The 4,172-nt window shown below is 63.3% G+C and carries 5 protein-coding genes; 2 read left to right on the plus strand and 3 right to left on the minus strand.

Features of this window, described 5'->3' with window-relative positions:
• Nucleotides 1-16: 16 nt before the first annotated feature.
• Together A3764_RS20035 and A3764_RS20040 are read left to right on the plus strand one after the other, a co-directional pair.
• Complete coding sequence (locus A3764_RS20035; RefSeq protein ID WP_067925787.1) at nucleotides 17-1,357, plus strand: FliI/YscN family ATPase; 1,341 nt, start codon at nucleotides 17-19, stop codon at nucleotides 1,355-1,357.
• 419 nt (nucleotides 1,358-1,776) lie between these two features.
• Complete coding sequence (locus tag A3764_RS20040; RefSeq protein ID WP_236628265.1) at nucleotides 1,777-2,259, plus strand: Crp/Fnr family transcriptional regulator; 483 nt, start codon at nucleotides 1,777-1,779, stop codon at nucleotides 2,257-2,259.
• Between the two features lie 18 nt (nucleotides 2,260-2,277).
• Here A3764_RS20040 and A3764_RS25410 read toward each other — a convergent pair whose 3' ends face one another.
• From A3764_RS25410 to A3764_RS20055, 3 genes are all read right to left on the minus strand, one after another.
• On the minus strand, nucleotides 2,278-2,622 hold the full coding sequence (locus tag A3764_RS25410) for a hypothetical protein (RefSeq protein WP_161487206.1): 345 nt from the start codon (nucleotides 2,620-2,622) through the stop codon (nucleotides 2,278-2,280).
• A gap of 308 nt (nucleotides 2,623-2,930) precedes the next feature.
• On the minus strand, nucleotides 2,931-3,401 hold the full coding sequence (locus A3764_RS20050) for a MaoC family dehydratase (protein ID WP_067925781.1): 471 nt from the start codon (nucleotides 3,399-3,401) through the stop codon (nucleotides 2,931-2,933).
• Nucleotides 3,402-3,413: 12 nt separating this feature from the next.
• Nucleotides 3,414-4,172: NADP-dependent oxidoreductase (locus tag A3764_RS20055; RefSeq protein ID WP_067952014.1), on the minus strand; the 759-nt coding region annotated here is incomplete at its 5' end.

Consider the following 4,172-nt stretch of genomic DNA (forward strand, 5'->3'; position numbering starts at 1 on the left):
AAAGAGGAAATTATCCATGGATGCGCTGTTTTCCGAGCTGACGAGCTTTGCCCGCGACGCCGGAGAGGCCAAGATCATCGGCGAAGTCAGCGCCATTACCGGGATCACGCTCACGGCCATCGGCCTCGAACGGGTGCTCGGGATCGGGCAGCGCTGCATCGTGCGCGGCTCTGCCGGGCCGGTGCGGGCAGAGGTCGTGGGCATCGGATCGCGCGGGACGGAACTGCTGCCCTTTGGCTCATGGCGCGGGGTGTCCGCCGGTGACGCGGTGGAGGTCGACCCCGGGCGCGACGTGATCCGCCCCACCGAAAGCTGGAAGGGTCGCGTGATCAACGCGGCAGCCGAACCGCTCGACGGGCGCGGCCATCTGTCGGAGGGGGACATGCCCTTTCCACTGCGGGCCAGCCCGCCCGGCGCCTTCGACCGCAAGCGCATCGGCCCAAAGCTTGCCACGCAGGTTCGTGCGCTGGATATTTTCACGCCGCTCTGCACGGGCCAGCGGCTTGGCATTTTCGCAGGCTCGGGCGTGGGTAAATCGACGCTGATGGCAATGCTCGCGCGTTATACTGAATGCGATGTGGTGGTCATGGCACTGGTGGGCGAGCGCGGGCGCGAAGTGCAGGACTTCATCGCCTCTGACCTTGGCCCCGAGGGCATGAAGAAGGCGGTGCTCGTCGTCGCTACGGGGGATGAGCCGCCGCTCACCCGTCGGCAGGCCGCATGGACTGCCATGGCCGTGGCGGAATACTTCCGCGATCAGGGTCAGCATGTATTGCTACTGATGGACAGCGTGACGCGCTTTGCCATGGCCCAGCGGGAAATCGGCCTCGCCTCGCGCGAACCGCCCACCGCGAAGGGCTATCCGCCTACCGTCTTTTCGGAATTGCCGCAAATGCTGGAACGCGCCGGCCCCGGCCCCCACGGCAAGGGCGACATCACCGCAATTTTCACCGTGCTCGTGGACGGGGACGACATGAACGACCCCATCGCAGACGCGGTGCGCGGCATCACCGACGGGCATATCGTGCTGGACCGGCGTATCGCCGAGCGCGGGCGCTATCCCGCCATCGACCTGCTCGCCAGCGTGTCGCGCACGCTGCCGGATTGCCACAACGAGGTGGAATATACCTTGCTCACCGCCGCGCACCGGGCGTTGGCGGCCCATGCGGATATGGAGGAACTGATACGCATCGGGGCCTACAGGAACGGTTCCAACGCGGAACTCGACCGCGCGATCGCCTTTGCAGGCCCATGCGAAACCTTCCTTTCACAGCGCAAGAGTGAGCAGACGACGCCGCAGGAGGCTTTCGCGCAGGTCGCCGGCATGCTGGACAGCGCGGGCATCAGGCCGGGTTAGGGCGCGGGACAAACGGCAAGCAATCGCATGATTTTCAGTACAAAAACGTACACAGGTTCACTGACCCTTCTAATGCGTGCAGGCCACACCCTATACTCAGCCTGTCGGGATTGAACGAGCAGGGCGACCTCGATCGAGAGACGCGATGGTGCTCTCGCCCCAATTGCGAGAGTGATTTCATGCCCCGGCGTTTCGAATGTCCCCCCGGACGCCCCAATCTTTTGTTCACCTTGTCTCATGAAGATTTGGCGGCGCTAGAGCCGCATCTTTCAGATGTCGCGCTGCCCAAGGGGTTTTCTATCGAAAGGCCCGGCGCACCTGTCGAGATAGTTTATTTCCTTTGTTCGGGCGTCGGTTCGACCGTCGCGGTTAGCCCGGGAGGGCGGCGGCTGGAAACGGCGCTTTTCGGATGCGAAGGCATGTCGGGTACCTCCGTCGTTCTTCGCGCGGGGCAAAGCACGCATGAGACGTTCATGCAGGTCGCCGGAGAAGGCCGGGCAGTGGAGGCGGGAAAGCTCGAAGAGTTGTTGGACCTGCACCGCACACTGAGGCACCATTTTCTGCGCTACGTTCAGGTATTGTGCACCCAGTCGTCGCAGACGGCACTGTCGAACGGGCATGGCAAGCTGGAGGAACGACTGGCTCGCTGGCTACTGATGTGCCACGACCGCAGCACGTCGGATGAGCTTCAGCTGACGCATGAATTCCTGTCCATCATGCTGGGGGTGCGCCGGGCCGGGGTAACGGTCAGCACGCATATCCTCGAAGGGAAGGGGCTTATCCGGGCCAACCGGGGGCATATTACCATCCTCGATCGCGCCGGGCTGGAGGCGGAGGCGGAGGAATCCTACGGCGTGCCCGAAGCCGAGTACGTGCGGCTGATCGGCTTCGCGCCCCACTGAGCTGGGCACCCCTTTAGGTCAGGGGATTTCCGGATCGCGCCTTGCGCGTCGGGCAAGGTCCTTGACCGCGGCGGCGATCCGGTGCGTGTCCTGAGGTTTGCGAAGGCAGGGCGCCGTGCGAAAATCTTCGGCAATTTCGTCCTGGGTGAAGGTCGTGAAGAAGGCGAAGGGGATCCCGGCCTCTTTGAGCCGACGTGCGGCGGGATAGCTCTTACCGTCCGAGAATTCGACATTCATCAAGGCAAGATCGATGGGTTTGCGGGCGATCAGCTGCATCGTTTCCGCCAGCGTGTGCGTGATGGCGGTCACCTCCAGCCCTTCCTGTTCAAGTTCGAAGGCAAGGTCGGCGGCGATCAAATGCATCTTCTCCGCCAGCAGAACGCGTAACTTTCGCTGGTTTATGCTCCGTTCACGCGCATTGGCGCGCCCGAAACCTGTCCGCCTCTCGGGAGAGTCGGACACCGAAAGCTTTGCCATCGCAAAGGCCCCCCGATGTAGAAATGTCCCCAATGAACGGATCGGCAGCGACCGCTCAGCCTTCATCTGTACCACGAAATCGCAGCCCCGCGAAGAGGAGTGCGATAACGTACTTTATTATACCGGGGGGCGTATCATGGTCCGGCTGATAACCCGGCATTTCGCAGAGAAGCCAGCGCTGGCAGCAGGCGCGATCAATCCTCGAACACGGCGATGCCCAGCCATTCGGCCACCAGCGCCGGGGTATCCACGCCTTCGATCTCCACCGTCAGCAGGTTGGTGCGCAGCATGTTGGTCGCGTTGCGCTTTTGCACTTTCTGCAGCGTGAAGCGCCCCCGCAGGCGGGAGCCTGCCTTGACCGGCGTCAAAAACCGCAGCTTGTTCATGCCGTAGTTGATGCCCATGACCTGCCCGGGCATCATGGCAAAGCAGTCATAGGCAAAGCGGCTCGCCAGCGAGAGCGTCAGGAACCCGTGCGCGATGGTGCCGCCAAAGGGCGTTTCGGCAGCGGCGCGTTCTGGATCGACGTGGATCCACTGAGTGTCATGGGTCGTTTCGGCGAAGCGGTCGATCATGGCCTGATCGACTTCGATCCAGTTCGATACGCCGACCTCGGTGCCGACCAGCTTCTCGCTCGTCTCAAGCGCTTTTTGCAATGCGGACATGGCTCCGGCTCCTTATGCAGGGTCTGCGGACACGCGCACCATGCGCTTGCCCTTGTTTTCGCCCGCGAGCAGCCCGATGAGAGCCTGCGGCGCATTTTCGAGCCCTTCAACGATGTCTTCGGTCACCTTGATCTGGCCCGCTTCGACCCAGTGGCGCAGCGCGCGGAGCGCCTTGTCGTCGTCCTGCGCGAAATCCATCACGATGAACCCTTCCATCCGCAGGCGTTTCACCACGACGACGCCGGGCAGGTTGCGCGGGCCGGTGGGGGCTTCGGTATCGTATTGACTGATCGCCCCGCAGCAGACAACGCGCCCCCGTTCGTTCATGTTGGCCAGCGCCAGTTCCAGCACGCTGCCTCCCACGTTGTCGAAATAGACGTCGACGCCATCGGGGCAGGCCTTGCGCAGGGCCTTGGCGAAACCGGGATCGCGGTAATCGACGCAGGCGTCGAAGCCGAATTCCTTTTGCACCCAGTCACATTTTTCGCTGCCGCCCGCGATGCCCACGACCCGGCAGCCGAGGTTACGCGCGATCTGCCCCACGTAGCCGCCGACGGAGCCTGCGGCCGCCGACACCAGCACCGTTTCGCCCGCGATGGGCCGCCCGACGGAGACGAGGCCGTGAAACGCCGTCTTGCCCGCGATGCCATAGACGGACATCAGGTTCGACAGTTGCGGTACTTTCGGCAGCTTCTGAACCTTGTGGGCGGGGGCGGTGATATAGTCGGACCAGGTGGCTTCCGCCGCGACGATGTCGCCCTTTTGCAGCTT

The organism is Sulfitobacter sp. HI0129 (genome assembly GCF_001635395.1).
Classification (GTDB): Bacteria; Pseudomonadota; Alphaproteobacteria; order Rhodobacterales; family Rhodobacteraceae; genus Sulfitobacter.